General features: G+C 61.9%; 30 protein-coding genes. 18 read left to right on the forward strand and 12 right to left on the reverse strand.

What is annotated here, in order from left to right:
- Positions 1 to 157 precede the first annotated feature (157 nt).
- From coxB to plsY, 7 genes are all read left to right on the forward strand, one after another.
- On the forward strand, positions 158 to 1,042 hold the full coding sequence (gene coxB / locus HJB84_RS22040; RefSeq protein ID WP_207583210.1) for a cytochrome c oxidase subunit II: 885 nt from the start codon (positions 158 to 160) through the stop codon (positions 1,040 to 1,042).
- Positions 1,043 to 1,059: 17 nt separating this feature from the next.
- Positions 1,060 to 2,766, forward strand: coding sequence for a cytochrome c oxidase subunit I (ctaD, locus tag HJB84_RS22045; protein WP_207583211.1), 1,707 nt, complete (start codon positions 1,060 to 1,062; stop codon positions 2,764 to 2,766).
- A 66-nt stretch (positions 2,767 to 2,832) separates the two neighbouring features.
- Complete coding sequence (locus HJB84_RS22050; RefSeq protein ID WP_207583212.1) at positions 2,833 to 3,783, forward strand: heme o synthase; 951 nt, start codon at positions 2,833 to 2,835, stop codon at positions 3,781 to 3,783.
- A complete protein-coding gene (locus HJB84_RS22055; protein WP_207583213.1) occupies positions 3,783 to 3,923 on the forward strand; it encodes a hypothetical protein in 141 nt (46 codons plus the stop codon). The genes HJB84_RS22050 and HJB84_RS22055 overlap by 1 nt, the downstream gene beginning before the upstream one ends.
- Entirely contained in the window at positions 3,920 to 4,528 is a 609-nt protein-coding gene (locus HJB84_RS22060) for a cytochrome c oxidase assembly protein (protein ID WP_207583214.1), read from the forward strand. The genes HJB84_RS22055 and HJB84_RS22060 overlap by 4 nt, the downstream gene beginning before the upstream one ends.
- Before the next feature lie 60 nt (positions 4,529 to 4,588).
- Positions 4,589 to 5,467 carry a cytochrome c oxidase subunit 3 gene (locus tag HJB84_RS22065; RefSeq protein ID WP_221116892.1) on the forward strand — a complete coding sequence of 293 codons (879 nt, stop codon included), beginning with the start codon at positions 4,589 to 4,591 and terminating at the stop codon, positions 5,465 to 5,467.
- Between the two features lie 118 nt (positions 5,468 to 5,585).
- The gene (gene plsY, locus HJB84_RS22070; protein ID WP_207583216.1) at positions 5,586 to 6,263 is read left to right on the forward strand and encodes a glycerol-3-phosphate 1-O-acyltransferase PlsY; all 678 of its coding nucleotides are present in this window, start codon (positions 5,586 to 5,588) and stop codon (positions 6,261 to 6,263) included.
- A gap of 31 nt (positions 6,264 to 6,294) precedes the next feature.
- Here plsY and HJB84_RS22075 read toward each other — a convergent pair whose 3' ends face one another.
- Complete coding sequence (locus HJB84_RS22075; RefSeq protein ID WP_221116893.1) at positions 6,295 to 6,735, reverse strand: GNAT family N-acetyltransferase; 441 nt, start codon at positions 6,733 to 6,735, stop codon at positions 6,295 to 6,297.
- Positions 6,735 to 7,376, reverse strand: a complete 642-nt coding sequence (locus HJB84_RS22080) for a chloramphenicol phosphotransferase CPT family protein (RefSeq protein WP_221116894.1) — start codon at positions 7,374 to 7,376, stop codon at positions 6,735 to 6,737. The genes HJB84_RS22075 and HJB84_RS22080 overlap by 1 nt, the downstream gene beginning before the upstream one ends.
- A 119-nt stretch (positions 7,377 to 7,495) precedes the next feature.
- On the opposite strand from HJB84_RS22080, the gene HJB84_RS22085 reads away from it, so the two are divergent.
- The 5 genes from HJB84_RS22085 to rnhA all read left to right on the forward strand — a co-directional run bounded on the left by HJB84_RS22085 (position 7,496) and on the right by rnhA (position 11,187).
- Positions 7,496 to 7,876, forward strand: coding sequence for a DUF983 domain-containing protein (locus HJB84_RS22085; protein WP_207583219.1), 381 nt, complete (start codon positions 7,496 to 7,498; stop codon positions 7,874 to 7,876).
- Positions 7,869 to 8,624, forward strand: a complete 756-nt coding sequence (locus HJB84_RS22090; protein ID WP_207583220.1) for an SURF1 family protein — start codon at positions 7,869 to 7,871, stop codon at positions 8,622 to 8,624. The genes HJB84_RS22085 and HJB84_RS22090 overlap by 8 nt, the downstream gene beginning before the upstream one ends.
- Positions 8,625 to 8,687: 63 nt before the next feature.
- Complete coding sequence (gene ispH, locus HJB84_RS22095) at positions 8,688 to 9,689, forward strand: 4-hydroxy-3-methylbut-2-enyl diphosphate reductase (protein WP_207583221.1); 1,002 nt, start codon at positions 8,688 to 8,690, stop codon at positions 9,687 to 9,689.
- A gap of 80 nt (positions 9,690 to 9,769) precedes the next feature.
- A complete protein-coding gene (locus HJB84_RS22100) occupies positions 9,770 to 10,735 on the forward strand; it encodes a homoserine kinase (protein ID WP_207583222.1) in 966 nt (321 codons plus the stop codon).
- Positions 10,732 to 11,187 carry a ribonuclease HI gene (rnhA, locus tag HJB84_RS22105; protein ID WP_207583223.1) on the forward strand — a complete coding sequence of 152 codons (456 nt, stop codon included), beginning with the start codon at positions 10,732 to 10,734 and terminating at the stop codon, positions 11,185 to 11,187. Before HJB84_RS22100 ends, rnhA begins: the two co-directional genes overlap by 4 nt.
- Before the next feature lie 288 nt (positions 11,188 to 11,475).
- Here rnhA and HJB84_RS22110 read toward each other — a convergent pair whose 3' ends face one another.
- The 3 genes from HJB84_RS22110 to HJB84_RS22120 all read right to left on the reverse strand — a co-directional run bounded on the left by HJB84_RS22110 (position 11,476) and on the right by HJB84_RS22120 (position 13,535).
- Positions 11,476 to 12,543, reverse strand: a complete 1,068-nt coding sequence (locus HJB84_RS22110; RefSeq protein ID WP_221116895.1) for a putative zinc-binding metallopeptidase — start codon at positions 12,541 to 12,543, stop codon at positions 11,476 to 11,478.
- Between the two features lie 94 nt (positions 12,544 to 12,637).
- Positions 12,638 to 12,829 (reverse strand): CsbD family protein, encoded by a 192-nt coding sequence (locus tag HJB84_RS22115; protein WP_007632797.1) that lies wholly within the window; start codon positions 12,827 to 12,829, stop codon positions 12,638 to 12,640.
- 100 nt (positions 12,830 to 12,929) lie between these two features.
- Positions 12,930 to 13,535 carry a YqgE/AlgH family protein gene (locus HJB84_RS22120; protein ID WP_207583225.1) on the reverse strand — a complete coding sequence of 202 codons (606 nt, stop codon included), beginning with the start codon at positions 13,533 to 13,535 and terminating at the stop codon, positions 12,930 to 12,932.
- A 139-nt stretch (positions 13,536 to 13,674) separates the two neighbouring features.
- Here HJB84_RS22120 and HJB84_RS22125 point away from each other — a divergent pair, with 139 nt between their 5' ends.
- From HJB84_RS22125 to HJB84_RS22145, 6 genes are all read left to right on the forward strand, one after another.
- The gene (locus HJB84_RS22125) at positions 13,675 to 14,514 is read left to right on the forward strand and encodes a protein-disulfide reductase DsbD domain-containing protein (protein WP_221116896.1); all 840 of its coding nucleotides are present in this window, start codon (positions 13,675 to 13,677) and stop codon (positions 14,512 to 14,514) included.
- A 142-nt stretch (positions 14,515 to 14,656) separates the two neighbouring features.
- Positions 14,657 to 15,142: a peroxiredoxin gene (locus HJB84_RS22130; protein ID WP_207583227.1), complete on the forward strand. Its 486-nt coding sequence runs from the start codon at positions 14,657 to 14,659 to the stop codon at positions 15,140 to 15,142.
- Positions 15,143 to 15,601: 459 nt separating this feature from the next.
- The gene (locus tag HJB84_RS33640) at positions 15,602 to 15,730 is read left to right on the forward strand and encodes a hypothetical protein (protein WP_259669774.1); all 129 of its coding nucleotides are present in this window, start codon (positions 15,602 to 15,604) and stop codon (positions 15,728 to 15,730) included.
- Entirely contained in the window at positions 15,727 to 16,476 is a 750-nt protein-coding gene (locus HJB84_RS22135) for a metal ABC transporter ATP-binding protein (protein WP_221116897.1), read from the forward strand. The genes HJB84_RS33640 and HJB84_RS22135 overlap by 4 nt, the downstream gene beginning before the upstream one ends.
- On the forward strand, positions 16,473 to 17,345 hold the full coding sequence (locus tag HJB84_RS22140) for a metal ABC transporter permease (RefSeq protein ID WP_221116898.1): 873 nt from the start codon (positions 16,473 to 16,475) through the stop codon (positions 17,343 to 17,345). The genes HJB84_RS22135 and HJB84_RS22140 overlap by 4 nt, the downstream gene beginning before the upstream one ends.
- 16 nt (positions 17,346 to 17,361) lie before the next feature.
- Positions 17,362 to 18,261 carry a metal ABC transporter solute-binding protein, Zn/Mn family gene (locus HJB84_RS22145; protein WP_221116899.1) on the forward strand — a complete coding sequence of 300 codons (900 nt, stop codon included), beginning with the start codon at positions 17,362 to 17,364 and terminating at the stop codon, positions 18,259 to 18,261.
- 12 nt (positions 18,262 to 18,273) lie between these two features.
- Here the strand turns inward: HJB84_RS22145 and HJB84_RS22150 are convergent, their stop codons facing one another.
- The 7 genes from HJB84_RS22150 to HJB84_RS22180 form a co-directional block, all read right to left on the reverse strand.
- Positions 18,274 to 18,858 (reverse strand): cation transporter, encoded by a 585-nt coding sequence (locus HJB84_RS22150; protein ID WP_221116900.1) that lies wholly within the window; start codon positions 18,856 to 18,858, stop codon positions 18,274 to 18,276.
- A 154-nt stretch (positions 18,859 to 19,012) separates the two neighbouring features.
- Positions 19,013 to 19,321, reverse strand: coding sequence for a Dabb family protein (locus HJB84_RS22155; RefSeq protein ID WP_221116901.1), 309 nt, complete (start codon positions 19,319 to 19,321; stop codon positions 19,013 to 19,015).
- 159 nt (positions 19,322 to 19,480) lie between these two features.
- The gene (locus HJB84_RS22160; protein WP_221116902.1) at positions 19,481 to 21,661 is read right to left on the reverse strand and encodes a methyl-accepting chemotaxis protein; all 2,181 of its coding nucleotides are present in this window, start codon (positions 21,659 to 21,661) and stop codon (positions 19,481 to 19,483) included.
- 330 nt (positions 21,662 to 21,991) lie between these two features.
- On the reverse strand, positions 21,992 to 22,417 hold the full coding sequence (locus HJB84_RS22165; RefSeq protein WP_207583234.1) for a hypothetical protein: 426 nt from the start codon (positions 22,415 to 22,417) through the stop codon (positions 21,992 to 21,994).
- Positions 22,418 to 22,611: 194 nt separating this feature from the next.
- Positions 22,612 to 23,772: a M20 aminoacylase family protein gene (locus HJB84_RS22170; RefSeq protein ID WP_207583235.1), complete on the reverse strand. Its 1,161-nt coding sequence runs from the start codon at positions 23,770 to 23,772 to the stop codon at positions 22,612 to 22,614.
- Positions 23,769 to 25,016 (reverse strand): Zn-dependent hydrolase, encoded by a 1,248-nt coding sequence (locus tag HJB84_RS22175; RefSeq protein WP_221116903.1) that lies wholly within the window; start codon positions 25,014 to 25,016, stop codon positions 23,769 to 23,771. The genes HJB84_RS22170 and HJB84_RS22175 overlap by 4 nt, the downstream gene beginning before the upstream one ends.
- Positions 25,013 to 26,224, reverse strand: coding sequence for a diaminopropionate ammonia-lyase (locus tag HJB84_RS22180; RefSeq protein WP_221116904.1), 1,212 nt, complete (start codon positions 26,222 to 26,224; stop codon positions 25,013 to 25,015). The genes HJB84_RS22175 and HJB84_RS22180 overlap by 4 nt, the downstream gene beginning before the upstream one ends.
- Positions 26,225 to 26,281 lie beyond the last annotated feature (57 nt).

Raw genomic sequence — 26,281 nt, forward strand, 5'->3', positions numbered from 1 at the left:
GCCGTTCTGGCCTGCCTGTGCTTTCAGCAAAAATGCCGCATAGACAATTGCTCTGACCTGTTGCGGCAAATGCCAAACTGTGGTTTGAAGCGCTGAAGATGGCAAGGATTCTGCGTCCTATTTTGCAGGTCAAGCGCTCGAGGGAGATAATAAGGTGATGAAGAAGGCTTATGCAGCTCTGACCGCGCTGGTCTGTCTGCTTTTTGCTTCCGGCACATATGCCGACCAGCCAATGCCGTGGCAGGCGACGCTGCAGCCGGCGGCAACGCCGATCATGCGGGAGATCCACTGGTTCGAACAATATACCCTGTGGTTTATCGTTCCGATCACGCTCTTCGTTCTGGTCCTGCTCATCGTCGTCTGCTTCAAGTTCCGCGCCAGCGCGAACCCGGTTCCCTCGAGGACGAGCCACAACACGCTGATCGAGATTGCCTGGACCGTGGGGCCGGTCCTGGTGCTGCTTCTTCTTGCGATTCCCTCGTTCAACCTGCTGACGGCGCAGCTGACGCTGCCCGAAAACCCCGATGTGACGATCAAGGCAACCGCCACCCAGTGGCAGTGGAACTACGAATATGAAGGTTCGGGCGACAGCCCGCTCGCTTTCGACAGCTACCTGCTGAAGGATCAGGACCGCGCCGCGGCCGGCAAGGAAGACAAGTCGGTTTATCCCAGGCTTCTCGCCGTCGATAACGAGTTGGTCCTGCCGGTTAACAAGACGGTCCGCGTTCTCGTGACCTCTGCCCCGACCGACGTCATCCACGCTTTCGCCATGCCGTCCTTCGGCGTCAAGATCGATGCCGTGCCGGGCCGCCTGAACGAGACCTGGTTCAAGGCCGAGCGCGAAGGCCTGTTCTATGGCCAGTGTTCCGAGCTCTGCGGCAAGGACCATGCGTTCATGCCGATCGCCATCCGCGTCGTCTCCGAGGACAAGTACAAGCAGTGGCTGACCGCAGCCGCCAGCGACCTGCCCGGCGCCTACAAGACACTCATGGCCGCAACCGATGGTCCCGCAAAGACCCTCGACGTCGCCGAAGCACAGTAATTAAGGGGACCGGGACAATGGCTGGACCTTCCGCTCACGACGATCATTCTCATGATCACGACCACGCGCATGATGATCACGATCATGGGCACGGTGATCACCATGCGCACAAGCCGAGCTTTGCCAATCGCTGGCTGTTCTCTACGAACCACAAGGACATCGGCACGCTTTATCTGATCTTCGCGATCATTGCCGGCATCATCGGCGGCGCGCTTTCCGTCGCCATGCGCATGGAGCTGCAGGAGCCGGGCATCCAGATCTTCCATGGCCTGGCCTCGATGGTCTACGGCTATGAGGGCGATGCCGCCATCGACGGCGCCAAGCAGATGTTCAACATGTTCACCACGGCCCACGCGCTGATCATGATCTTCTTCATGGTCATGCCGGCGATGATCGGCGGTTTCGCCAATTGGATGGTGCCGATCATGATCGGCGCGCCCGACATGGCCTTCCCGCGTCTGAACAACATCTCCTTCTGGCTGATCGTTCCGGCCTTCGCGCTGCTCTTGCTGTCGATGTTCGTCGAGGGCCCGGCAGGCGCTTACGGTACCGGCGGCGGCTGGACGATGTATCCGCCACTGGCAACAACCGGTACGCCCGGTCCGGCGGTCGACCTTGCGATCTTCGCGCTCCATATTGCCGGCGCCTCGTCGATCCTCGGTGCGATCAACTTCATCACCACGATCCTCAACATGCGCGCTCCCGGCATGACGCTGCACAAGATGCCGCTGTTTGCCTGGTCGGTGCTGATCACCGCCTTCCTGCTGTTGCTGTCGCTGCCGGTCCTGGCAGGCGGTATCACCATGCTGCTCACCGACCGTAACTTCGGCACCTCCTTCTTCTCTCCGGAAGGCGGCGGCGACCCGATCCTCTACCAGCACCTGTTCTGGTTCTTCGGTCACCCCGAGGTCTACATCCTCATCCTGCCGGGCTTCGGCATGGTCAGCCACATCATCTCGACCTTCTCGAAGAAGCCGATCTTCGGCTACCTCGGCATGGCCTACGCCATGGTCGCGATCGGCGCCGTCGGCTTCGTCGTCTGGGCCCACCACATGTATACGGTCGGCCTGTCGCTCGACGCGCAGCGCTACTTCGTCTTCGCGACGATGGTCATCGCCGTTCCCACCGGTGTGAAGATCTTCTCCTGGATCGCGACGATGTGGGGCGGCTCGATCTCGTTCCGCACGCCGATGCTCTGGGCGATCGGCTTCATCTTCCTGTTCACGGTCGGCGGCGTTACCGGCGTCCAGCTCGCCAATGCCGGTCTCGACCGCTCGCTGCATGACACTTATTACGTCGTGGCCCACTTCCACTACGTTCTGTCGCTCGGCGCCGTCTTCGCGATCTTCGCCGGCTGGTACTACTGGTTCCCGAAGATGACCGGCTACATGTACAACGAGTTGGTCGGCAAGCTGCACTTCTGGGTCATGTTCATCGGCGTCAACCTGGTGTTCTTCCCGCAGCATTTCCTCGGCCTTGCCGGCATGCCGCGCCGCTACATCGATTATCCGGATGCCTTTGCCGGCTGGAACTATGTGTCCTCCATCGGCTCCTACATCTCGGCCTTCGGCGTGCTGATCTTCCTCTTCGGCGTCTTCGAAGCCTTCGCCAAGAAGCGCGTCGCCGGCGACAATCCGTGGGGCGAGGGTGCGACGACGCTCGAATGGCAGCTGCCTTCGCCGCCGCCCTATCACCAGTGGGAACAGCTTCCGCGCATCAAGTAATTGCGCGGGTGTCAGGACGCCGCATTCGATACGGCGTCCTGATATTCTGACATTCAGGACGGAATGATGACGGTCATCGACAATCACGGGACGCTTGCAAAGGACGGCGAATTGTCGGAAGCGAGTGCACGCGATTATTTCGAATTGCTGAAGCCGCGGGTGATGTCGCTCGTGGTGTTCACCGCCCTTGCCGGCCTGGTGCTGGCGCCGGGCCACATCCATCCCGTCCTCGGCCTGATCGCCATTCTCTGTATCGCCGTCGGCGCCGGCGCCTCCGGCGCTCTGAACATGTGGTACGATGCCGACATCGATGCCATCATGAGCCGCACCGCCAATCGTCCGATCCCGGCCGGCCGCATCGCCCCCTCGGAAGCGCTGGCCTTCGGCCTGGTGCTTTCGGGCTTTTCGGTGGTGATCCTCGGCCTTGCCGTCAACTGGCTCTCGGCCGGCATCCTTGCCTTCACCATCTTCTTCTACGCCGTCGTCTACACCATGTGGCTGAAGCGCTCGACGCCGCAGAACATCGTCATCGGCGGTGCTGCCGGCGCCTTTCCGCCGATGATAGGCTGGGCCTGCGTGACCGATAGTGTGACGATCGAGAGCACCGTGCTTTTCCTGATCATCTTCCTGTGGACGCCGGCGCATTTCTGGGCGCTGGCGCTGTTCAAGATGCGCGATTACGAGGCCGTCGGCGTGCCGATGCTGCCGAACGTCGCCGGCGAGCGGGTGACCAAACATCAGATCGTCGCCTATGCAGTGCTGACCGCCGTCTGCGCGGTGTTGCCAACCTTCCTCGGCTTCGCCAGCCTCGGCTATGGCCTGGTGGCCGCCGCCCTCGGCGCGATCTTCATCTACTGTTCCATCGCCGTCTGGCGGATGCCCGACGGCGATCTGAAGATGATCCCGGCAAAGAAGCTCTTCGGCTTCTCGATCTTTTATCTTTTCGCTGTGTTCTCCGCCTTGATGATCGACCGGCTGGCGTCGGTGCTGGTCTCGCATACGGGAGGTTGGTTCTGATGGAATTGGTCAAGCTCACGGAAAAGCAACTCAGGTCGCGCCGCAACCGCAACATCGCCCTGGGGCTGGTGCTTGCCGGCCTCGTCGTTCTCTTCTACGTGATGGCAATCGTGAAGATCGGCGGGGGAACGGCGGGATGAGCGACAACGCCGCCGCACCGAAAAAGCCGGGCCGCAACAACGGCGCCGTGGTGATGATGTGCCTGAGCTTCGTTTTCGGCATGGGCGCGATGAGCTACGCTGCCGTGCCGCTCTACCGGATCTTCTGCCAGGTCACTGGTTATAACGGTACGACCCAGCGCGTCGACCAGGTGTCGAGCGTCGTGCTCGACCGCACGATGCGCGTCACCTTCGACGCCAATGTCGCGCCCGGCCTGCAATGGGACTTCAAGCCGGTCGAGCGCGAGGTCAATCCGAAGATTGGCGAAACGATAAAGGTCCATTTCACCGCCGAGAATCGTTCGAACGAAACCCAGCGCGGCCAGGCGGTTTTCAACGTCACGCCGGGCGAGGCGGGCGTCTATTTCAACAAGGTGCAATGTTTCTGTTTTACGGAAACGGACCTGAAGCCGGGCGAGAAGCTCGACATGCCGGTGGTGTTCTACATCGATCCGGAAATCGTCAAGGCCGTGGAATCGAAGAACATCCGTACGGTCACGCTGTCATATACGTTCTACCCGAAAGAGGGTCCGAAGCCGCTGGCTTCGAATGAGGGTGGAGCGGTAAAGATTGAAAAGAAACTTTGATCAAGGCTCGTTTCCGGCTAAGCCGGGAGCCGAGTGAAGGAAGACATCCGGGGATAATACATGGCCGATGCTCATCAGAAAAATCACGACTATCACATCATTGATCCGAGCCCGTGGCCGATTATCGCCTCGCTCGGCGCCTTCCTCATGGCGATCGGCGGCGTCTGCTACATGCGTTACCTGAACGGCGGCTCGTTCAAGGTCGCCGGCTTCGAACTCGCCAATCCCTGGCTCTTCTACATCGGCTTCGCGCTGGTTCTCTACGTCATGTACGGCTGGTGGGCCGATACGGTGAAGGAAGCCCATGAGGGCGCCCACACCCGCGTCGTCTCGCTGCACCTGCGCTATGGCATGATCATGTTCATCGCTTCCGAAGTGATGTTCTTCGTTGCCTGGTTCTGGGCCTATTTCGACGCCAGCCTCTATCCGAACGAAGCGATTCAGGCCGCGCGCCTGCTCTATACCGGCGGCACCTGGCCGCCGAAGGGCATCGAGGTCCTCGATCCCTGGCACCTGCCGATCTACAACACCGTCATCCTGCTGCTTTCCGGCACGACGGTCACCTGGGCGCACCATGCGCTGTTGCACAACGACCGCAAGGGCCTGATCCAGGGCCTGACGCTAACGGTGCTGCTCGGCGTGCTGTTCTCCTGCGTGCAGGCCTATGAATATGCCCACGCGCCCTTCGCCTTCAAGAATTCGATCTACGGCGCGACCTTCTTCATGGCGACCGGCTTCCACGGTTTCCACGTCCTCGTCGGCACGATCTTCCTGGCTGTCTGCCTGATCCGCGCGATGCGCGGCGACTTCACCCCGAAACAGCATTTCGGCTTCGAGGCGGCCGCCTGGTACTGGCACTTCGTCGACGTCGTCTGGCTGTTCCTGTTCTTCTGCATCTACGTCTGGGGCGGCTGGGGCGCACAGGTCGCAGCCGGCTGATTGCAGCGATATTCAAATAGAAGGCGGGCCTCGTGCCCGCCTTTTTTATGGCTTGATGCGTGTCGCCCGAAAACGACGAAATGATGATTGCCTGACATTCGAGCGGCGAGGTGCCTCCATGGTTTTCTGGATAACTGGCGTGGTTGGTTTGGCGATCGCTTATCTCATCGGTTCCATGCCGACAGGTTATCTCGCGGGGAGACTGCTCAGGGGCATCGATATCAGGGAGCACGGGTCTCGGTCGATTGGCGCAACCAACGTATTGCGAACGCTGGGGAAGTGGCCTGCGTCGGCCGTTCTCCTGGTGGATGTGCTGAAAGGCGTGGGGGCAATCCTCTTTGCCTGCTGGTTTTATCCCTGGTTCCACAGATTGCTGTACGGCACGCCGCCAGGGCTTGATCTGGAAACCTGGCTGGCCTGGACTGTTTGCCTGGCCGGATTGGCCGTGTTGCTGGGCCATAGCCGGTCGATCTGGCTGAATTTCAAAGGTGGAAAATCCGTTGCGACCGGGCTCGGCGTATTGCTCGCAATATCCTGGCCGGTGGGTTTGGGCGCCGTGGCGGTTTTTGGCGGCGTCCTCGCCGTCTTCAGGATTGTGTCCCTTGCTTCGATGCTGGCGGCTTTGACCGCGATCGCCCTCATCTGCAGTCTGGAGCAGCCGGTGCCCTATCGCTTGCTGGTGATTGCAGGCGGCGTTTATGTGATTGCGCGCCATCGCGCCAACACCCAGCGACTGCTGGCGGGGACGGAGCCGCGCCTGGGGCAAAGCAGCCCGGAATCGAAAACGTCTGCGTGAATTCAGAGCCGCGACCTGGACTGTTGCCCGATCAGGTGCCTCGAACGGATTGAATGTCCTTCACCATGAGCGGACTGCTTCTGTCGGTGTCGACCATGACCCAGCCGAGCTTTTCGTAGAAAGGCACGGCATCCGGCGCGGCATGGACCTCCAGGCGGCAGAGGCCGTGCTTGGCCGATAGTTTCTCGACTTCGGACATCAAAATCCGCCCGAACCCTTGTCTCTGGTGTTCCGGCAGGATGGCGACAAGCCGCACGACACCGGTCACACCATCCGACAGATCGAGGCGGACTGTGCCGAGAGCAACGCCGTCCTTCCTCAGCAGGAGCGGTATATGGCGCGCCTCATGCTCATCCGGATGCTGGTCATCGTAACCGTCGAGGCCGCGCAGTTCGAACAATACATGCCGCCGAATGGCATGATAGGCTTGCCAGCCCGCGGCCTCTTTCACCTGCTGAAGTTCTATAGCCATCAGCGCGCGCCAGCAATCCGCTCGAAAGCCGAAGGCACTGGAATGCCGAGATCCAGCCGCAAGCTGATCGCCTCGGCGCATTCGAGCGCGGTGAGCACCGACGTATCGACCTCCATGTCATAGATGCCCGGCCGGTGCACTTCATCCTGCCAGCGCTGCACCGGCTCGGGGACCGGCACCGCTTCGCTGGCGCGGAGATAGAGTGTCTCGCGGCCTTCTTGTTTGAATTCCCGCCGCTGCATGATCGTCTCGATCGGACAGTGCACGCCGACGAACAGCACGGAAAAGCCTTCCAGGCGTCGGGTACAGTCGCCGAGGATGCCGAGCGGCTGCGAGTAGCTGTCATGATGGCCGAGATCGGCCACTACATTGAGCCCCAATCCGGCGTGGATGGCGATCGACTCATAAAGGGCCGCATAGAGGAACGGCACCAGTTCTTCGAGTTCCGGCCGCTCACCGCCGGGCCTCAGGCCGATGCCGGGCAGGAAACGCTTCGGCGTCATGGTATTGTAGCTGTCGACGCCGAGGTTGATCCACGGCCCCTCGAATTCCTCCTGGATTGCGCGCGCAATGCTGGATTTTCCGCTTCTCGGCGCACCGTTCAGGATAATGATCTGTCCGGCATGGTTATCGCTCGTCATCAGTTTTCTTCTTCTGTTTGGCGCGAATCACCAACAGGTGGACGCGCAGGCATTTCCATTCGGGATGCGAATACTTTATGGGAGAGTTAAGGCAGCATGGACTGCCGAGAAGGAATGGCATGAGCGAAGATAGCGCCCATTATCCCCCCGTCGACCCGGTCAAGACAGGCATCAAGGGCTGCTGCCCGCGCTGCGGCCAGGGCAAGCTGTTCGATGGTCTGCTCGGGCTCAAGCCGCGCTGCGCGTCCTGCGGCCTCGATTATTCCTTCGCCGATTCCGGTGACGGCCCGGCCGTTTTCGTCATCCTCATCGTCGGCTTCATCGTCATAGGCATGGTATTGTGGCTGCAGGTGAATTACGGGCCGCCGATCTGGGTGCACATCCTGCTCTTCGGGCCGCTGACGATTATCCTGTCGCTGCTGACGCTGCGCTGGTTCAAGGGCATCCTGATCGCCATGCAATACCGCCATAATGCCCGCGAAGGACGCCTGAGTGACTGATATAGAGCACGTAATGCCGCGCCGCCGGCTGCCTGTCATCACCGGCATCCTGGTCCTGATCGCCCTTGCCATCCTGATTTCGCTCGGCACCTGGCAGGTGGAACGCCTCCACTGGAAGGAAGGCCTGCTTGCCGATATCGCCGCGCGCCAGCTGGCTGCCCCCGTTCCGCTTGCCGATATCGAGGCGATGGCAGCAAGCGGCGGCGACATCGAATATCGCAGGGTCACCGCCACCGGCCGCTATATCAACAACAAGGAGCGGCACTTCTTCGCCACCTGGCGCGGCCAGACCGGCTTCTACGTCTATACGCCCCTCGAGCTTGCCGACGGGCGCACGCTCTTGGTCAATCGCGGCTTCGTTCCCTATGAGAACAAGGAGCCGGAAATGCGCATGCAGGGCCAGCTGACCGACCAGCAGACCGTCACCGGCCTGGCCCGCGAAAAACTTCCCGGCAAACCCTCCTGGGTGGTGCCGGACAACGACGTCGCCAAGAACATCTTCTACTGGAAAGATCTCGACGTCATGGCCGAAAGCGTCGGGCTGGACAAGGCGCGCGTCATTCCGTTTTTCGTCGATGCAGATTCCACCCCCAATCCGGCCGGCCTGCCGATCGGCGGCGTCACCCAAGTGGCTCTGCCGAACGACCACCTGCAATATGCCTTCACCTGGTACGGGCTTGCCGCCGTGCTCGTCACCGTGGTCGGGATCTCCTGGTTCCGCAAACCCGGCAAGCAGCCTGCGCAATAGTATCGCTTCAATTCTCGCTTATATTGGGCTAGAGGTCCCTAAATCTCTCAACCCGGAACAGACATGAATATTGCGGCGAAACCTCCTTTGACGATCAGGCTCTGCGGCCCGCGCGGCTTCTGCGCCGGCGTCGACCGCGCCATCCAGATCGTCGTGCTGGCGCTGAAATCCTATGGCGCGCCAGTCTATGTGCGCCACGAGATCGTCCACAATCGCTACGTCGTCGAGGGGCTGGAGGCCAAGGGCGCCGTCTTCGTCGAGGAGCTCGACGAGATCCCGGCCGAGCATCGCGCCCAGCCGGTGGTCTTTTCAGCCCATGGCGTGCCGAAATCCGTGCCGGAGGATGCGGCGAGCCGCAACCTGTTCTATCTCGACGCCACCTGCCCGCTGGTCTCCAAGGTCCACAAGCAGGCGATGCGCCACAATCGCCTCGGCCGCCATGTCGTCCTCATCGGCCATGCCGGCCACCCCGAGGTGATCGGCACGATGGGGCAGCTGCCGGAGGGTTCGGTTTCGCTGATCGAGACGATCGAGGATGCCGACGCCTATGTTCCCGTTGACGCCGACAATCTTGGCTATGTCACCCAGACGACGCTGTCGGTCGACGATACCGCCGGCGTCATCACCCGCCTGCACGAGCGCTTCCCGAATCTGACGGCGCCGGCAGCGGACTCGATCTGTTATGCGACGACCAACCGCCAGGAAGTGGTGAAGCAGGCAGCTCCCGGCTGCGATCTCTTCATCATCGTCGGCGCGCCGAATTCCTCCAATTCCAGGCGCCTCGTCGAAGTGGCGCTGAGGGCAGGGGCGAAGAAATCGATCCTGGTGCAGCGCGCCGCCGAACTCGACTGGAACGAGATCGGCACGATTTCGACGCTCGGCCTTTCCGCCGGCGCCTCCGCTCCCGAGGTCATCGTCAATGAGATCATCGAGGCGTTCCGCGCCCGCTTCGACGCCCGCGTCGAGCTGGCCGAAACGGTGCGGGAGACCGAAAATTTCCTCGTCAATCGCGAATTGCGCAGCATCGAGCTGACGGCGGCCGACATGGCCTTCGTCAACGGCTGATCATTTTAAAACCCTATCGCGACCCCGGATCGTCAGTCCGGTGGATCCAATAACAGCAATGCATGAAGGCGAGACCTCACTTGGCAGTCTATACCGATATCGCCGAAGACGATCTGAAATGGTTCCTGACGGAATATGACGCGGGCACGCTGCTCTCCTACAAGGGGATCGCCGAAGGCGTCGAAAACTCCAATTTCCTGCTGCACACCTCCAAGGACCCGCTGATCCTGACGCTCTATGAGAAGCGGGTGGAAAAGACCGATCTGCCGTTTTTTCTCGGCCTGATGCAGCATCTTGCCGCCCGCGGCTTGTCCTGCCCGCTGCCGCTGCCGCGCCGCGATGGCGCGCTGCTCGGTTCGCTTTCCGGCCGCCCGGCGGCGCTGATTTCCTTCCTCGAAGGCATGTGGCTCAGAAAGCCGGAAGCCAAGCATTGCCGCGAGGTCGGCCGGGCGCTGGCCGAAATGCATGTCGCCGGCGAAGGTTTCGCGCTGAAGCGCCCGAACGCGCTTTCGATCGACGGCTGGCAATCGCTCTGGGAGAAGTCCGAGGCACGCGCCGGCGAGGTCGAGCCCGGCCTGCAGAACGAGATCCGCAGCGAACTCGATTTCCTCTCCGCCGCCTGGCCGAAGGGCCTGCCGGCTGGCGTCATCCACGCCGACCTCTTCCCCGACAATGTCTTCTTCCTCGGCGATCGGCTCTCCGGCCTGATCGATTTCTATTTCGCCTGCAACGACCTGCTCGCCTATGACGTCTCGATCTGCCTGAATGCCTGGTGTTTCGAAAAGGACGGCGCTTACAACATCACCAAGGGCACGGCGATGCTCGAGGGTTACCAGAGCGTGCGCCCGTTGAGCGAAGCCGAAATCGCCGCCTTGCCGGTGCTGTCGCGCGGTTCGGCGCTGCGGTTCTTCCTGACGCGGCTCTATGACTGGCTGACGACGCCTGAGGGCGCCATGGTCACCAAGAAGGACCCGCTTGAATATCTCCGCAAACTGCGCTTCCACCGGCAGATCAAATCGCCGGCCGAATATGGATTGAGCCTATGAAACACGTCGATATCTTCACCGACGGCGCATGCTCCGGCAATCCCGGCCCCGGCGGCTGGGGCGCGGTGCTGCGTTATGGCGACACCGAAAAAGAGCTGTGCGGCGGCGAGGCGGATACCACCAACAACCGCATGGAACTGCTGGCGGCAATCTCGGCGTTGCAGGCATTGAAGAGCCCGTGCGAGGTCGATCTCTATACCGACAGCGCCTATGTCAAGGACGGCATCTCCAAGTGGATTTTCGGCTGGAAGAAAAACGGCTGGAAGACCGCCGACAAGAAGCCGGTGAAGAATGCCGAGCTCTGGCAGGCGCTGGAAGAAGCCCGCAACCGCCACACGGTGACGCTGCACTGGGTCAAGGGCCACGCCGGCCACCCGGAAAACGAACGCGCCGATGAACTTGCACGCAGGGGCATGGAGCCGTTCAAGAAGGGCAAGGCGGTTTCGTTCTAAGTAAGCCGGATAATGGGCAGGATTGTTTCTCCTGCTGCTCGAGGCGCTGCCACGATTCCCCTTCTCCCCAGCGGGGAGAAGATGCCGGCAGGCAGATGAGGGGGTGAGCGGCGAGCGCGAATGCGCTGAGCGCGAGCGAAGGGCAATGATGAAGGGCACGCCGTGCGTGCACCCTCATCAGACCCTTCGGGCCACCGACCGCGGTCGAGCCACAGGTCTCGACCCGTCCTTCGGACCCCCGCTGGGGAGAAGAGGAAGCAAGCAGCAGCTCTCTCGCGCCGCCGCCTGCTACGATGCCGCCGCGCCTTGGATCAGCCGGTGCAGATATTCGAGCTTGGCCACGACAGGTGAGGAGAGCACGAAGGGGTAGGAATCCGGTTGGCCCATGCTGCGCTGGATGGCGTTGATCGCCAGGCTGAGCGGCACCCAGGCGCTGACCAGCTGTTCGGCGCTCCTTGCCCGGTAGGGGAGGAAATCCACCTCGCCGGCGATTTCCTCATGGCCGCGAGGATCGATGGCGATGCCGAAGGCGCGGGCGGTTTCGAGCGTATCGACGATATGGAGGTAGTGGGCGAAACATTCGGCAAAATCCTCCCAGGGGTGGGATGCCGCATAGGCGCTGATGAAATTGTCCTGCCATCCCGAGGGCGCGCCGCCGGCATAGTGGTTTTGCAGGGCGGCTGCATAATCCTGCCGCTCGTCGCCGAAGACGGCGCGGAAATCCGCCTGGCCGTTGCGGTCGCGCACCAGCTTGTTCCAGATGAAATGGCCGGTCTCATGGCGGAAATGGCCAAGCAGGGTGCGATAGGGTTCGTTCATCGAACTGCGCGCCTGCTCGCGCGTCGCATCGTCGGCCTCTGCGGCGCGGATGGTGATCAGCCCTTCCTCGTGGCCGGTCATGGCCGGCACGACGTAGCCGTTGCTCTCGATCGAATCTTCGAGGAAATCGAACACCAGGCCACCTTTCGGATCTTGCGCCCGATCGGGATGCGGCAGCCTCCAGCGCAACAGCGAATAAAACAGATGACGCTGCGCCTGGCTGATGCGCCGCCAGCGATCGATTCCGTTTTGGGTATCGGTGTTCGGAACCAGCCGGTTATGGCGGCAGGCAACGCAGAATTCGCTTTCGCCATCGCCATCCACCAGCCAGTTGCAGATATCGAGGCCGGCATTGGCGCAGAAGCGGACTTCACGGTCGGGGTCCGAAACGAGCTGCCAAAGCGTTTCGTCGCGCGGCTCCAGCGCATGCATGGCGAGATCGCCGGGCAGGAAGCCGAGGCGATGGTTGCAACGGACGCATTGGCGGTTGTCGAAGTGGACGACCTGATCGCAATTGTCGCAGGCGAAAAGCTTCATCGTATATCTCTGCACAGCCTGAGTGTGGTGGATTAAAAATGCCTGCCGCGCGAGGGGCGCAGCAGGCATGGTTCATGACGGATGAGCTTGTGGCTCAGAGCCGGTCGACGGCGCCCTTGAGCTTGTCCTTGACCTTACCGGTTGCGACCTGCCCCTTGCCTTTGGCTTCCTGAACGGTGCCCTTGGCCTGCATTTCGCGATCATCCGTGGCCTTGCCGACGGCCTGCTTGGTCTTGCCGGCAATTTCGTTTGCCTTGCCGGAAATCTTGTCGCTGGTGCTACCCATAGGTGATGTCTCCTTCGTCAGCACGGGCCTCTTGCCCGTGTTTGCCGAAATGAAACGTCAATCGCAACTATTCGTTCCCGCCACATTCAGGCCAGTCGGCTCAGGCATGCCCGGCTTCGGCCGAAAGCATGGCAGCGGTAACACCCATGCCGGCGAGCGCCCGCTCGTATTTGTCGTCGAGGCTGCGGTCGAAGATCAGTTCCTCATTGGCCGCGCAGGTGAGCCAGCCATTGTTGACGACCTCGTTTTCCAGCTGGCCGGCCGACCAGGAGGAATAGCCGAGCAGCATCGTCGCGCGCGTCGGCCCATCGCCCTTGGAGATGGCGCGCACGATGTCGAGCGTCGCCGTCAGGCAGATGTCGTCGCTGACGGGGATCGAGGAGTCGCTGGAGTAATCGTCCGAATGCAGCACGAAGCCGCGGCCGCTTTCCACCGGGCCGCCGGTCTGGATCGGGAAGTCGCGCGCTCGCTTCGGCAGCACGATCGAATCTTCCTGCTTGATCATATCGAGATGCAGCAGCACATCGGTGAAGGTGAGGTTCTGCGGGCGGTTGATGACGAAGCCCATGGCGCCGGCATCCGAATGAGCGCAGATATAGATCACCGTGCGCGCAAAATTGCGGTCTTCGATGCCGGGCATGGCGATGAGGAACTGGCCATCGAAGAAGCCACGTTCCCGTCTGTTCTTCAGCGTCGATAAGGACATCGTTCCTCCTGCTGCCAACCGCACCGAGGCTTGACAAGAGAAACATGGGCCAATGTCACACATCAATCAACCAAAAATGAAGATTTAAATCGCCGCGACTTCTGGCGGCCAAACAGCACTTTCGATAAACCTTTGTTCCATGATGATTATTTCCTCGGTCCCGCGCCGGCTTTTAATTACGGTCGTCTCAATGGGCGCAGCCCTCGCCGCCCATTGTTCGGCCCACGCGGAAATGAGCGCCTGGGCGGAGAACGAAGGCGGCCGCATGCGCCTCGTCGCACTGGCGCCCGATGCCGCCGGCAAAATCCGCGCCGCTCTGCAGATCGAGCCGAAAGCCGGTTGGATCACCTATTGGAAAGAGCCCGGAAACACCGGCATTCCGCCTCAGTTCACCATGGCGGCGGGCAGCGGCGTGACGCTCGATGCCATCGGCTATCCCGTTCCGAAGCATTTCTTCAACGGCGCGGTCGAGGATATCGGCTATGACGCGCCGGTAACGCTGCCGCTGTCGCTGAAAGCGGCAGGCAAAGGCGAAGTCGAGATCGACGCCTTGGCCTTCATCGGCATCTGCAAAGATATCTGCATTCCCTTCCAGGCGAATTTTCAGCTGAAGCTTGGCCCTGCCATCCAGTCGCACCGCCAAGAGGAGGCGATCCTTGCGGCGGCCGATGCAAGCCTGCCGAAGCCGCCATCGGCCGATTTCGATGTGACGGCGCATGCGATGGCGGCTGACCGGAAGACGCTGTCGCTGACGCTGGCCTTGCCGGCCGAGGGCAAGGGCGCGCCCGATATCATCGTCACCGGGCCGAGCGGTTATGCCTTCACCAAGCAGATCGGCGGCAAACGCGACGGCGCTGTCTTCAAGACCGATGTCGCCATCGGCAAACTGCCGAAGGATTACGACATATCAGGCAAGCGCTGGGGCGTGCTGGTAATCAATGGCGAAAGGGCAATGGAGACGACCGTTCCTTTTGAGTGACGGGCTTGCCTTTGAACGCTCGGCCTTGCCTTTGAAGGAGCCGATCTTATAGTCGCCGCAGATCCTTCTGCGGTGCCCGCCGCCGCCAATGCCAGAACCTCAACAAGCCGGCCCTCCAAAGCCGGAACTCAAGGAGAAAACCATGACCATCGCAATCGGCGACAAGCTTCCTGCTGCCACCTTCAAGGAAAAGACCGCTGACGGCCCGGTCGAAATCACCACCGAACAGCTCTTTTCCGGCAAGCGCGTCGTGCTGTTTGCCGTGCCGGGCGCCTTCACGCCCACTTGCTCGCTGAACCACCTGCCGGGTTATCTCGAAAACCGCGACACCATCCTCGGCAAAGGCGTCGACGACATCGCCGTTGTCTCTGTCAACGACTGGCATGTGATGGGCGCCTGGGCGCAATCCTCCGGCGGCATGGGCAAGATCCACTTCCTCGCCGATTGGGACGCCGGCTTCACCAAGGCCGTCGGCCTCGACACCGACCTCTCCGCCGGCGGCCTCGGCCTGCGCTCCAAGCGTTATTCGATGCTGCTGGAAGACGGCGTGGTCAAAGCCCTCAACATCGAGGAAAGCCCCGGCCAGGCCACGGTCTCGGGTGCAGCCGCGATGCTGGAATTGCTCTGAGCTTTCGATGGGTATCTGCCACTTAATACCTGGAAATCGACGCACTGAGTTTGGCCTATTGGCCCCCAACCCTCTGTCATCCCAGGCCTTGAGCCTGGGATCCACGCCCGGTGCCGATCGAGGTCAGGGTATCCTCGGGGCAAGCCCAAAGACGACGGAGGGTGGGGTGGGTTCTGCAGCAAGGACAGCAACGTTGGTGGGATGCGCGCGGATTATGCCTCCCATCGATAGCTCTCTCTAGCTCTCATCACGCTCAGGCTCCGCTGCCGATCGACGCCACATCGACGGGTTCAGTTTCTCCGCCGACCCCTATATGCGCTAAGCCGCCCTGACGCACTTGGCTGTCAAATGGCCGCACCTCGCTATCCCGCAATAACAACTTCGCGACGAAGCCGCGCCTCAATCTCGCCGCAATCGTTATAACATAACCGTAATGTTATTACATTTGTAGGATGAGCCATGCCCCCGAGTCCCGACCGCCCCTTCGTTAGCCTGCTGGGACAGTCGGCTCTATCCAGGGTGATCGGCATCTCGCTGGTCGTTGCCGCCCTTTGGCTGGCCATTCATTGGGCGGTTCTGCTGCCATGACGCCGGCGATCCGTCTCGACAACCTGACGGTCGCCTATAACCGGCATCCCGCCATCCACCATGTCTCCGGCGCCTTTGCGCCGGGCAGCCTGACGGCGATTGCCGGGCCGAATGGGGCGGGCAAGTCGACGTTGTTGAAGGCGATTATGGGTGAGCTTCGCCCGGCCGAAGGCAGGGTCGAGCACCGGCTGGGGCGAGCGGAGTTCGGTTATCTCCCGCAGGCGGCCGAGATCGACCGGCGTTTTCCGATCTCGGTCATCGACACCGTCATGCTCGGCGCCTGGAAGACGGCAGGAGCCTTCGGTCGAATTGCTGCGGCCGAGGTGAAGAGGGCAGGCGAGGCGCTATCTGCCGTCGGCCTCGAAGGTTTTGGAAAACGTCATGTCGGATCGTTGTCGGCCGGCCAATTCCAGCGTGTGCTGTTTGCCCGCCTGCTGCTGCAGGATGCCGGCATCATCCTGCTCGACGAGCCGTTTACGGCAATCGATGCCCGCACCACCAGGGACCTGATCGATATCGTCACCCGCTGGCATGGCGAGGGCCGCACGGTGATTGCCGTGCTGCATGATTTCGAGCTCGTGCGCGCGCATTTTCCCGAGACCCTGCTGCTTGCCCGCGAGCTTGTCGGCTGGGGCCCGACCGCCGAGGTCATGTCTTCAGTCAATCTGCTGAAGGCCCGCGCCATGGCCGAGCGCTGGGATGAGGATGCCGAGGCTTGCGGCCCTGAACAGGCGCCGGCGGCATGACGGCTTACGATCTCTTCTTCGCGCCGTTTGCCGATTTCGGTTTCATGCGCCGGGCGCTGGTCGCCTGCCTTTGCCTCGGACTCGGCTCCGGGCCGATCGGCGTCTTCCTGATGCTCAGGCGCATGAGCCTGATGGGCGATGCCATGAGCCATGCCGTGCTGCCGGGGGCGGCGATCGGTTACCTCGTCGCCGGCTCGCTGTCGCTGACGGCGATGGGCCTCGGCGGCCTTGTCGCCGGCCTGTCGGTGGCGCTGCTTTCCGGCGCCGTCAGCCGGATGACCGTGCTGCAGGAGGATGCGAGCTTTGCCAGCTTCTATCTCGCGTCGCTGGCGCTCGGCGTGCTGATCGTCTCGCTGCGCGGTTCGAATATCGATCTGCTGCATGTGCTCTTCGGCACCATTCTGGCGATCGATGCTCCGGCCCTTTATCTGATCGGCGCGATCACCTCGCTGACCCTTGTCATCCTCGCCCTCATCTACCGCCCGCTGGTGGCCGAATGCTTCGATCCCGGTTTCCTGCGCGCCGTCGGCGGGCGCGGGCCGGTCTATCACGTGCTGTTCCTGCTGCTGGTGGTCTTGAACCTCGTCGCCAGCTTCCAGGCGCTCGGCACGCTGATGGCCGTCGGCCTGATGATGCTGCCGGCGGCGGTCGCCCAGCTCTGGTCGCGCAACTTAGCCGTGATGATGGCGATCGCTGCTTCAAGTGCCGCCGCCTCCGGCTATCTCGGCCTGATCGCCTCCTACCATCTCGAACTCGCCTCCGGCCCGACGATCATCATGACGGCGGCGATCCTCTACGCCTTTTCCATCCTTTTCGCGCCCTCCGGCCTCGCCAGGCGCTTCTTTCCCCGCCCGCATCTGAAGGGCTGATCCCAAGGAGACTTCGATGACCCCGCAAAGACTGCTTCTCTCCGCAGCAATCCCCGCTCTGATGGCGCTGTCGGCCATGCCGGCCTCCGCCGAAACGCTGAAGGTGGTTGCCTCCTTCACCGTGCTTGCCGACGTCGTCAAACAAGTCGGCGGCGACCATGTTGACGTGAAGAGCCTGGTTGGGCCGAATGGCGATCCCCATGAATTCGAGCCGTCCCCGGCCGACGCCAAGAATTTGAACGCGGCTCAAGTGACTTTCGTCAGCGGCGAAGGGCTGGAAGGCTGGATGGACCGGCTGATCATCGCCTCGGGCTACAAGGGCAAGCCGGTCACCGTCTCCGAAGGCATCGACACCCGCACCATGGATGAGGACGGCGAAAAGATCACCGATCCGCATGTCTGGAACAGCCCGGTCAACGTCAAGATCTGGGTCGCCAATATCGAAAGGGCGCTGTCATCTGCCGACCCCGCCGATGCCGCGGCGTTCAAGGCCAATGCCGAGACGTATACAAAGAGGCTGGACGAATTGAACACCTACGCCCACGCGAAATTCGACAAGGTAGCCGACGATCGCCGCAAGGTGCTGACCAGCCATGACGCCTTCGGTTATTTCGGCCGCGAGTATAATGTCAGCTTCCTCGCGCCCCTCGGCCTTTCCACCGAAAGCGAGGCATCGGCCGCCGACGTCGCCAAGCTGATCGAGCAGATCAAGGGCGAGCACGTGAAGGCCTATTTCTTCGAGAATTCCAACGATCCCCGCCTCGTCAAGCAGGTCGCCAAGGCAACCAGTGCCGAGCCCGGCGGCGAGCTCTATGTCGAGTCCCTCTCCGACGCCAAGGGTCCGGCGCCGACCTATGAGAAGATGTTCCGCTACAATGTCGACCAGCTCGCCGCCGCCATGGCGAAATCGAGCTGAGCCGGCGCACAGTCAGGGTGCGGCCCGGTGCTCGTCACGGGCCGCAGTCCACACCTCGCGCGCCGCATCGACATTCATGATTGCGATGCCGATCCCGACGATCAGGTCGGGCCACGCCGACGTCCAGAAAAACGCGGTGATCAATCCCGCACCGACGATTGCAATATTCGCGACCGCGTCGTTGCGGGCGGACAGGAAGGCCGCCTTCGTCAGGCTTCCGCCGTGATGACGAAAGCGGGCGAGCAGCAAGGCGCAGCCCAGATTGACGACGAGGGCGCCGAGGCCAGTCAGGGATAACGCAAAGGCCTCGGGCGCAACAGGCACGGTGAACTTCTGCCAAGCGGTCCAGATCGTGGCGATCGCCGGTGCGAGCAGAATTGCGGCGAGTGCCATGCCGACGCGGGCTCGCGACCGCATCGACCAGCCGAGCGCCATCAGGATCAACAGATTGACCGAGGCATCTTCGAGGAAATCGACCGAGTCTGCGAAAAGCGAGACAGACCCGATCGAAAGGGCGACCGTGAACTCGATTCCGAAATAGGCGAGGTTCGCGAGCGCGACGATCGTGACGGCGCGGCGAAGGGCGGAACTTTGCATATCCGTATCAGTCTTTTCCATAAATCAGCCGAGGACGGCGCTGTTTGCTCGCGGCTGCGAGACACTGCTGCAAGCCTAAGTGCAGCATGTCCTTGCAGCACAAGGGGAGGGCCGCTCGGGCCGATCCCGTTTTCGCGTAGACCGCTTGCGGCTCTTACAGATTGAGGTCGAAGACCAGGATGCCGGCAAGGCCTCCATCCGTCGAAGAGACGATACGCTCGCCAACGGTCGCATGCTCGGGATGGATGAGATAGGCGTCGCGAGCCTCAGCACTCTCAAAGGTCACGGCAAAACCGTCGACGAAGCCGCCGTGCAGCCCCTCGGGCGAAACGTTCGGCCCGTATTTGATATCAAGGATGCCGGGAATGATCTGCTTGAGGGCGGCGATCGCCGCAAACAGCGACTGCTTGTCGTCGCTCGTCACCGCGGTCTTCAGCCGCAGGAATACGCAGTGCAGGATCATCAGTGCTCCTCCCGATTTTCTGTGTCGGCAGAATAGCCGCGAAAGCCGGGAGGGCAATGAGATTATTTCCACGCCGGCGTTGCGGCGTGAAGCTGGCTCTTTTGTTTATGCAGGTCGGTGTCTCGGAACCGCTGCACACGTCCTGATGACATGCATTGATCAGCTCGCCAGCTTCATCGCTGCTGGCGACTGGCTGGCGCGCGAAACTGCGCCGCCGAGGCCGAAGCGGCCGACGACCGCTGCCAGGTTCTCCGTTTCCTGCGCAAGCCCCTGTGCTGCGGCCGTCGTCTCTTCGACCATGGCGGCGTTCTGCTGGGTAACCTTGTCCATCAGATCGGCGGCGGCGGAAACTTCCCGCAGGCTGATTGCCTGCGCCTGCGCGCTGGTGGCGATTTCATTGACCGTATCGCTCATGCCGACAACGCGATCGACGATCTTGGAGAGCGCCACACCGGTTTCTTCGACCAGGTTGACGCCGGTCTGAACCTGCGACGACGACATCGAGATCAGCCCGCTGATTTCCTTTGCCGCCTGGGCGGAGCGTTGCGCCAGTTCCCTGACCTCCTGGGCGACGACGGCAAAGCCCTTGCCGGCTTCACCGGCCCGCGCTGCCTCGACGCCGGCATTGAGCGCCAGCAGGTTGGTCTGGAAGGCGATTTCGTCGATCACCCGGATGATATTGCCGATCTTGCCGGAGGAGCCCTGGATTTCGGTCATCGCCTCGATCGCACGGGCAACGACTTCGCCGCCCTTTTCGGCATCGGCGCGGGCAAGCTTCATCGTTTGCTGCGCGCTGTTTGCCCCTTCGGACGTGTCGTTGACGCCGCGGGTGACTTCACCGAGTGCCGCGACCGTTTCCTCCAGTGAGGCGGCCTGCTGTTCCGTGCGCCGCGCAAGATCGTTCGACGCCGTCGAAATCTCGCCGAGGCCTGAGCGGATGGTGTAAACGGCGTGGACGACGTTGCGGATGGTGTCTTCCAATGCGGAAACCGACGTATTGAAGTTCGCCCGGATCGTCTCGAATTCCGGCGCCACCTTGTCGTTCATCCTGACGGTCAGATCGCCCGAAGCCAGAAGGCCGAACCGGCTCTGCACGACTTCGACGAAATGGTGCAGATCCTCGGCCTTGGCCTGCTCGAGGTCGCCCTGGCGTTTGCGGTCGGTTTCGACCTGCGCCTGAAGCGTCTCCTGCTCGTCCTTGAGCGCCTCGCCGCGGGCGAGTTGATGGCGGAATTTTTCGAGCGCGCTCTTCAGGCTTCCAAGCTCGTCGGCGCTGCCATTATGGTCGATCTGCTCGCGATAATTCCCGCCCGCCATCTTCTGGACGGCGCTCAGAATCCCCTTCAGCGGCTTGCCGATCAGGGTGCGGCTCGCCGTCAGGATGACGCCGAGCATCACGGCCAGAATAAGAAGTCCGCCAATGACCGTATTGTAGATCTGTTGCCAAACCGGCGCCGAGAAGGTTGCGGCCGGCACATCCAGGACCGCCGCCCAGGTGGTGTTCATTCCGCGGGCGGTAAACGGATAGACCAGGCGGACGGCGCCATCAGGCAAACCAGATATCACCCGCATCTTGCCGTCGGCCAGCGCCTGCTTGACGTCATCTGCGCCGGCATCGGCGTAGTCCTTCATCAGATTGTCTTTGTCGGGATGGGCGAGCCACTTGCCGTCATTGGCAAGCAGCATGACCCGCCCGCCATCGAAGGGGTGCATCTGCGTCAAGGCGGCTGTGAGATCATCGAGCTTGATATCGACGCCGGCAAGGCCAACGACAGTCCCGTTCACTTGCATCGGCACCGAAACCGAGGTGACGAGCTTATTCATGTTGGTCAGATAGGGAGAGGTGATGATCGCCTTTCCGCTCTTCAGCGGCGCGCTGTAATATTCGTCCTCAGGCTTGATGCTCCATGTCGAGAATTCCATCTTGCCGTCATCGCCCTTGGTCCAATACGGCGTGAAAATACCTTCCTTGTTCAAGGCCTCCGTGCCGGTTGTCGGGTGGGGACCGTCGATCAATTCGCACATCCAGGCGCCGAACACGCTCGGATATTGCGGAGCCACGGCCTTGATCATCGCAACGATGTCGGCCCGGCTTTTCGATCCGCCGTCGACGAAACCGGAGAGGCTTGCGGCCAGAGCCGTACCGGCCGAGGTGGCCTCGGTGATATTGGTTGCCACCTGTTGGCTGACCACGGCCGCCTGCTCGGTCGCCAGCGCCATGACCTCCCGCTCGGTATTGGTCTTGGCACTCACCGCATTGAAGGCGGTGTAAGCGATCAGGACGCCGGCGATCACAGTGCCGGTCGCAAGGATGAGTTTCGCTGAAACGGTTCTGATCATCTAAAAAGCCCTTCATGTCGGCTGATGAAATCTGCTTCGGGCGCGAGGTCATCGAGGAAGGCTGGCGGCGCTGAATGAGGGATAGGCGAGCCACGCATGCGTGCGGGTGAGCACGCGTCTCTGTCTTCGAAACCAGGCGAATTGAAAATTTCGGCGGGTTCATCCCGAAGATGCAAGCGGAAACATCACCGCGCGCCGTGCGGATCTTCATCGGGAGCGGCAACATTGCCGGCTGCGATGACGATCATCATTGCGGTCAGTACAAGATCAGCAGGCTGTGAATAAAAGTTTAAGGGCTAGGAAATTCAATCAAAATCGGCGAGATGAAGACTACATCTGATCGGTCGTGACCATCGGGCGCTTATAGATCTTCTGGACCAGATCGCGGGACAAGGCGCGGGCCTGGTCTTTCTCAGCCGGCGTCATCGGCCGGCAGGTGTTCCTGAGGTTGGAACCATCGAGCACTGTCGCGGCACCCGAATTGGCGATGACGAGGTGCCAGCTGCAGGAAGCGACCTTGTCGATGGTGACGGCGCCATGGCATCCGGTGGACAGGCAGAAGGCGACGGTTACCTGTGCGCCGTGATCGCCTTTATGCGCCAGTTCCGTGGCTGTCTTGAAATCCTTGACCCAGCGCTCGCAATGCCCTTGTTTTTCCCCCGACAGGCAGCTTTTGGTGGCGGGAGTGAGTTCGCCGGCCTGAAGCGGCGCGACGCAAAAAACACCCAAGGACAGGGTGAGCAGAAATTTGAGCATGGGATTTTCCTTGTGCAAGCACTGAGAGGCGCACATCGCAGACCGTTGGTCAATGGTCTGTCGGAGGGGGTTGTAGACGCCTTCGTCTATTCCCGTAACGCGATGCATCCGAAAACGGGCGGCGAGGTCCCCGCGCGCCTCAGATGTCTTCGGTTTCGAGGCTCGGTGCAGGCCGCGCCCGATCGGATCGGATGTCAGTTTGCGTTCAGGCGCCGACGCACGATGCTCGTGTGGAATTTGGCCCCATGGATCAGTCCATCGTCGTTGAAATCGTAATTCGGATTGTGAAGCGGCGCGGAGTCTTCGCCATTGCCCAGGAAGACGAAGCAGCCGGGGACATGGTCGAGGAAGCGCGCGAAGTCTTCCGATCCGGTCATCGGCTCGCGCCGGGCATTGATATTTTCCGTGGGGAAGACACTGCTGGCTGCGGCAAAGGCTTCCTCCACAAGGACGGCATCATTGAGCAGCGGGACGAATTCTCTGGTGTAATTCACCTCGGCCGAAACATTGTGGGCAAGCGCCGTCCCCTCTGCGATCAGGCGCATCTGCTTCTCGACCAGCGCGCTGACCTCGGGGCGGAAGCTGCGGGCATCGCCGAGGATGCGCGCCAGCCCGGGCAGAGCGTTGCGGGTGCCGTCGGTCAGAAGTTCGGTCACCGAGACGACGCCGATATCGGTCGGATCGAGCCGACGGGAAACGATCGTCTGGAGGTTCGTCACCAGTGCGCAGGCGGCGACCAGGACTTCGTTGCCTGAGTGCGGACGCGCGGCGTGTCCGCCGACGCCCTTGAGGACAATCTCGAAATTATCCTCAGCCGACATGATCGCGCCGGCGCGGGTCTCGAAAACGCCGACCGGAAGACCCGGCATGTTGTGCAGGCCGTAGATTTCGTCGAAGGGAAAGCGCGTCATCAGGCCATCGCCGAGCATCGCCAAGGCGCCTTTGCCCCACTCCTCGGCAGGCTGAAAGATGAACCGGACCGTGCCGTCGAAATGGCCTTCCTCCGACAGCATCCTGGCGGCGCCAAGCAGCATTGCCGTATGGCCGTCATGGCCGCAGGCGTGCATCACGCCGGCGGCCTGCGATCGATAGGACCGATCGCCCTGTTCGGTGATCCTGAGGGCATCCATATCGGCGCGCAGCGCGATGGAACGATTGCCGCCGCCACGCCTGAGCGTTCCGACAACCCCTGTGCCGCCAACACCTTCGACCACCTCGTCGAGCCCGAATTCCCGCAATTTCCGCGCGACGAAGGCCGCCGTCCGCTTCTCCTCGAAGCCGAATTCGGGATGGCTGTGAAGGTCGCGCCTCCAGGCGGTCATTTCCCGTTGCAGCATCTGGCTGTCGACGCTCATTTCGGCCGTTCCCCTGTTGCAAGTCCGCAAACGACGTCGAGGAGGATATTCGCTCCCGCGACAAGGTCCGTGTCTGATGTGAACTCCTTCGGATTATGACTGATCCCGCCGCGGCTGGGCACGAAGATCATCGCGCTTGGCGCGATGCGCGCAATCATCTGGGCGTCATGGCCGGCACCCGATGTCATGCGCCTGCACGCCAGGCCGCGATCCCCGGCGGCAACCTCAATCCGTTGAACGATCGCTCGATCGAACTTGACCGGCTCGAATCGTGCCAGCCGCTCGACGGATACGCCAACCTTTTCGTCTGAGGAAAGCAGATCGAGGAATGCGGCGAGCGCGTTTTCCTCTTCTTTCAGTCGGTCTTCGTCCGGATCACGCAGATCGACCGTGAACGTCGCGCGTGAAGGAATGACATTGATGGCGTTCGGTTCGAAGGCGATGCAGCCGACGGTCGCGACAGTTGGGGTGTTCGATGCCTTTGCGCGGTCCCGCAGAAAGGTGATGATGCGGGCAGCCGCGTATCCGGCGTCCCGGCGCATCGAGATCGGTGTCGTGCCGGCATGATTGGCATCGCCGTCGATGGTCACCCTCTGCCAGGAAATGCCCTGCAGGTCCTGGACCGCGCCGACCGATATGCCCTCCCTCTCGAGAACCGGACCCTGCTCGATATGCAGTTCGACATAGGCATTCGGCATCATGAAGCCGGGCGCATGGGTGCCGGCATAGCCGATCCGCGCGAGTTCATCGCCGAGCACCGTGCCATCCGTGCCCACCGTCTTCAGCGCCGCCGTGACATCGAGGCCGCCGGAATAGACCAACGAACCCATCATGTCGGGTGCATAACGCACCCCTTCCTCATTGGTGAACGCGGCAACAACGATGGGGCGCGACGGTTCAAACCCTTGGCTTTTGAGGGTCTGGATCACCTCGAGGCCGGCCAGCACGCCATAACATCCATCATAGATGCCCGCATTGATCACCGTGTCGATGTGGGAGCCGATCATGATTGGCTTTTCGCCGTCGACGCCCGCGGCATTCCAGACGCCGAAGATGTTGCCGATGTGGTCGACTGTAACCTCCAGCCCGGCCTCATCGAGCCAGGAGACAACCTGATCGCGCCCAAGCTTTTCGCTATCGGACGCCGCCAATCGAACAAGCCTTCCCTCCGCATCGCGGCCGATCGTGCCGAGCGTGGCGATGCGTCCGAGCAGGCGCGCGGGATCGATCGAACGATGGCTCATGCTGAAGCTCCGATCTTGCCTTTAGCGGCGACCACCGCCGGGGATAGGCCGACGATCTCTTCATATTTGCCGGGATCGGTCGCGCCTTCGGTGTTCACCAGGAAGATACGGGAATGGCCGTCGAGAGACAGGGCTTGTTTGATTGCGGGATCGCTGACCGCGCGGATCAGCCCGGCAAGCCCCACCCCGCCACTTTCGCCGGCGACCATCGCGGGATCGTTGCCAGCCGGATCGGCGAGCCGCTTCATCACCGAGATCGCCTCGTCTTCGTCCACGGTCATGAACGCGTCCGCGACCCGAGAGAGAATACGCCAGGCGACGAGCGAAGGTTCGTAACATTCGAGCATCGCCATAACCGTCGGCTCGCCATGGGCAACGGTCACCAAATGTCCCGCCCGCGCCGTTTCGAACAGGCAGGCGGCGCGGGCGGGATCGACGACTGTGAAGGTCGGGCGTTTGTCGCCGAAGGCGATGGCCATGTGGCCGGCCACGGCGGCAGCGATCCCGCCGACGCCTGCCTGAATGAAGACATGGGTGGGCGGCTGCGGCATTGCCCTCAGCGCCTCCCGGACAAGGGCGGTGTAGCCCTGCATCACCAGCCCGGGAATGCGCTCATAGCCGGGCCATGAGGTGTCCGAGACGATGGTCCAGCCTTTTTCCTCGGCAATGCGCGCCGCCTCCCGAACGGAATCGTCATAGGTCCCGTCCACACGGATCATCTGAGCGCCAAAGCGGGCGATGGCGGCGACGCGTTCGTCGCTGACACCGGCGTGCACGAAAATCGCCGCCCGGGCTCCCACCAGCTGTGCACCCTGCGCCACCGACCGGCCGTGATTGCCGTCGGTGGCGCAGGCCACCGTCATCGCCTCGGCGACCTCTCGAACATGAGAAGAATGCAATTCCGAGACATCGACGGCGCGGCCGAGCCTGTTTGCCGCTTCCTCGAGGACGAGCCGGATCACCGCATAAGCGCCGCCAAGCGCCTTGAAACTTCCGAGGCCGAGGCGGTGGCCTTCGTCCTTGATGTGGATCGAGCCGACACCAATCTCGGCCGCCAGTGCCGGCAGAGCAACGAGGGGCGTTTCCGCATGATTTTCCCGGAATGTCAGGTGGCTCTCGACGGCGTTTGCGGCATCCATGCCGAGGGTTTCGGCGTCTCGCGGGTCGAGCGGCTGACGGTAGTCGGAATTGGTGTTCAGCAGAAACATGCGCGCCTCGCTTAATGTGTTCGGCTAAATTATATTGCAGGCGAGGCGAAAAAGGCG

It is taken from the genome of Rhizobium sp. NZLR1b (assembly GCF_019685155.1).
GTDB lineage: Bacteria > Pseudomonadota > Alphaproteobacteria > Rhizobiales > Rhizobiaceae > Rhizobium.

What these genes read in the sequence shown, in the direction of transcription:
- coxB (WP_207583210.1), top strand. Translation starts at nt 158, where the DNA reads ATGAAGAAGGCTTATGCAGCTCTGACCGCGCTGGTCTGTCTGCTTTTT.
- ctaD (WP_207583211.1), top strand. Translation starts at nt 1,060, where the DNA reads ATGGCTGGACCTTCCGCTCACGACGATCATTCTCATGATCACGACCAC.
- HJB84_RS22050 (WP_207583212.1), top strand. Translation starts at nt 2,833, where the DNA reads ATGACGGTCATCGACAATCACGGGACGCTTGCAAAGGACGGCGAATTG.
- HJB84_RS22055 (WP_207583213.1), top strand. Translation starts at nt 3,783, where the DNA reads ATGGAATTGGTCAAGCTCACGGAAAAGCAACTCAGGTCGCGCCGCAAC.
- HJB84_RS22060 (WP_207583214.1), top strand. Translation starts at nt 3,920, where the DNA reads ATGAGCGACAACGCCGCCGCACCGAAAAAGCCGGGCCGCAACAACGGC.
- HJB84_RS22065 (WP_221116892.1), top strand. Translation starts at nt 4,589, where the DNA reads ATGGCCGATGCTCATCAGAAAAATCACGACTATCACATCATTGATCCG.
- plsY (WP_207583216.1), top strand. Translation starts at nt 5,586, where the DNA reads ATGGTTTTCTGGATAACTGGCGTGGTTGGTTTGGCGATCGCTTATCTC.
- HJB84_RS22075 (WP_221116893.1), bottom strand. Translation starts at nt 6,735, where the DNA reads ATGGCTATAGAACTTCAGCAGGTGAAAGAGGCCGCGGGCTGGCAAGCC.
- HJB84_RS22080 (WP_221116894.1), bottom strand. Translation starts at nt 7,376, where the DNA reads ATGACGAGCGATAACCATGCCGGACAGATCATTATCCTGAACGGTGCG.
- HJB84_RS22085 (WP_207583219.1), top strand. Translation starts at nt 7,496, where the DNA reads ATGAGCGAAGATAGCGCCCATTATCCCCCCGTCGACCCGGTCAAGACA.
- ispH (WP_207583221.1), top strand. Translation starts at nt 8,688, where the DNA reads ATGAATATTGCGGCGAAACCTCCTTTGACGATCAGGCTCTGCGGCCCG.
- rnhA (WP_207583223.1), top strand. Translation starts at nt 10,732, where the DNA reads ATGAAACACGTCGATATCTTCACCGACGGCGCATGCTCCGGCAATCCC.
- HJB84_RS22110 (WP_221116895.1), bottom strand. Translation starts at nt 12,543, where the DNA reads ATGAAGCTTTTCGCCTGCGACAATTGCGATCAGGTCGTCCACTTCGAC.
- HJB84_RS22115 (WP_007632797.1), bottom strand. Translation starts at nt 12,829, where the DNA reads ATGGGTAGCACCAGCGACAAGATTTCCGGCAAGGCAAACGAAATTGCC.
- HJB84_RS22120 (WP_207583225.1), bottom strand. Translation starts at nt 13,535, where the DNA reads ATGTCCTTATCGACGCTGAAGAACAGACGGGAACGTGGCTTCTTCGAT.
- HJB84_RS22125 (WP_221116896.1), top strand. Translation starts at nt 13,675, where the DNA reads ATGATGATTATTTCCTCGGTCCCGCGCCGGCTTTTAATTACGGTCGTC.
- HJB84_RS22130 (WP_207583227.1), top strand. Translation starts at nt 14,657, where the DNA reads ATGACCATCGCAATCGGCGACAAGCTTCCTGCTGCCACCTTCAAGGAA.
- HJB84_RS33640 (WP_259669774.1), top strand. Translation starts at nt 15,602, where the DNA reads ATGCCCCCGAGTCCCGACCGCCCCTTCGTTAGCCTGCTGGGACAGTCG.
- HJB84_RS22135 (WP_221116897.1), top strand. Translation starts at nt 15,727, where the DNA reads ATGACGCCGGCGATCCGTCTCGACAACCTGACGGTCGCCTATAACCGG.
- HJB84_RS22140 (WP_221116898.1), top strand. Translation starts at nt 16,473, where the DNA reads ATGACGGCTTACGATCTCTTCTTCGCGCCGTTTGCCGATTTCGGTTTC.
- HJB84_RS22145 (WP_221116899.1), top strand. Translation starts at nt 17,362, where the DNA reads ATGACCCCGCAAAGACTGCTTCTCTCCGCAGCAATCCCCGCTCTGATG.
- HJB84_RS22150 (WP_221116900.1), bottom strand. Translation starts at nt 18,858, where the DNA reads ATGCAAAGTTCCGCCCTTCGCCGCGCCGTCACGATCGTCGCGCTCGCG.
- HJB84_RS22155 (WP_221116901.1), bottom strand. Translation starts at nt 19,321, where the DNA reads ATGATCCTGCACTGCGTATTCCTGCGGCTGAAGACCGCGGTGACGAGC.
- HJB84_RS22160 (WP_221116902.1), bottom strand. Translation starts at nt 21,661, where the DNA reads ATGATCAGAACCGTTTCAGCGAAACTCATCCTTGCGACCGGCACTGTG.
- HJB84_RS22165 (WP_207583234.1), bottom strand. Translation starts at nt 22,417, where the DNA reads ATGCTCAAATTTCTGCTCACCCTGTCCTTGGGTGTTTTTTGCGTCGCG.
- HJB84_RS22170 (WP_207583235.1), bottom strand. Translation starts at nt 23,772, where the DNA reads ATGAGCGTCGACAGCCAGATGCTGCAACGGGAAATGACCGCCTGGAGG.
- HJB84_RS22175 (WP_221116903.1), bottom strand. Translation starts at nt 25,016, where the DNA reads ATGAGCCATCGTTCGATCGATCCCGCGCGCCTGCTCGGACGCATCGCC.
- HJB84_RS22180 (WP_221116904.1), bottom strand. Translation starts at nt 26,224, where the DNA reads ATGTTTCTGCTGAACACCAATTCCGACTACCGTCAGCCGCTCGACCCG.